General features: G+C 44.8%; 2 protein-coding genes. Both read left to right on the forward strand.

Annotation, left to right across the window (positions count from 1 at the left end; genetic code table 11):
- Nucleotides 1–792 (forward strand): tRNA pseudouridine(55) synthase TruB (gene truB, locus AC1DUA_RS36510; protein WP_477504387.1); only part of this gene is annotated, 792 nt, incomplete at its 5' end.
- A 118-nt stretch (nt 793–910) separates the two neighbouring features.
- On the forward strand, nt 911–1,698 hold a 788-nt coding region (gene ribF / locus AC1DUA_RS36515; RefSeq protein ID WP_477504388.1), incomplete at its 3' end, for a riboflavin biosynthesis protein RibF.

Raw genomic sequence — 1,698 nt, forward strand, 5'->3', positions numbered from 1 at the left:
GTGACAGGGGTTCTGCCGCTTTGCATTGGTCGAGCAACCCGGATGGTTGAATATATACAGGAACTGCCGAAGGAATATGAAGCCGTACTTCGAATCGGCCTTTCTACAGATACAGAAGACATGACAGGTAACGTCTTGGAGGAAGTTTCTCTCGTTCAGTTGGAGGAAGCGGCTGTCCGCGAGGCTTTACTTCGCTTTGTTGGAGAGATCGAACAGACTCCGCCCATGTTCTCTGCTGTTAAGATCGATGGGAAACGACTGTACGAGCTGGCTCGCGAGGGTAAGGAAGTTGAGCGTAAATCCCGCAAAGTTACCATCCATCAATTGGATATTCTTCATATGGATTTGAAGCAAAAGCATCCAGAAATACATTTTCGTGTTTCTTGTTCTAAAGGGACCTATATTCGAACATTATGTGTTGATATTGGTAAAGCTTTAGGGTATCCTGCAGTTATGAGTAGCTTGATTCGGACTTCCACGGGAAGTATCCGCCAGGAACAGTGTTTAACCTTTGAGCAAATCATAGAATTGAAGGCACAAGGCGTGCTACAAGACCGTATGATTCCTATGGATCAAGCGATCTCTCATATTGCTTCGGTTGAGCTTTTCGAACAAGAAGCGATCCATGCGCATCAAGGAAAAAGGATCTCTTTGGCTGAGAGTCGCATTACAGGTGCAGTGGCGGGTTCCCAAACCTTGCTCCGTGCTTATTCTCCGGATAAACGGTTTCTAGGGCTATTTGAATGGAAAAGCGCTAGCCAAATCCTGATCCCTTCAAAAGTATTTCTTTAACCCATTACATTCAGGGACAGGTTGAAATGGATAGGTGAGTTGAACTTATATGCAAATAATACCAATATCATATCCCATTGATTTTGATACTCCACGCGTTTTTGTTGGAGAGCAGGTAGTGGCTATAGGTGATTTTGATGGTGTACATATGGGACACCAAGAGGTCATTGGACGAGCCTTACTTACTGCTAAAAAGCTTGATCTTCCAACGGCAATCATGACCTTCCACCCGCATCCTAGAGCGGTAATGGGGCAGGATAAATACATTGATCTCTTGACACCAATGAAAGAGAAGATGGAGATTTTTGCCTCGCTGGGTGTCAATCATACCTACATTGTTACCTTCGACGCCTCGCTAATGCGGCTGTCCCCGGAACTATTCGTGGATCAAGTATTGGATCGGCTTGGTGTGAACAGTGTCATTTGCGGTTTTGATTTTACTTTCGGCTATCAAGGCAAAGGCAACCCGGATTCGCTTTGTGAATTAAGTCACGGGAAATTTTCTGTAGAAGTGGTGAGACCCTTTCAAATGGACGGCGAAAAAGTTAGTTCAACACTCATTCGTGAATCATTGCAACAAGGGGATATTGACACAGTTACTAGACTTCTTGGTCGTCCCTACAGCATTAGCGGCATCGTGGTAGATGGAGAAAAGCGGGGAAGACAGTTAGGGTTTCCTACGGCCAATCTTCAACTGGATGAGACTTATGTTAAACCTACAAATGGTGTGTATGCGATTAAAGCTTCTATCAAAGGGGAAACCTACAGAGGCGTCATGAATATTGGCGTGAAGCCGACTTTCGCTACTGGCGAATTGAAGCCATCGTTTGAAGCTCATTTATTTGACTTCTCCGAGCAAATATATGGCGAACACATGAAGGTTGAACTTATTGCGTTCCTTCGTCC

Source organism: Paenibacillus sp. 01T422 (assembly GCF_056398785.1).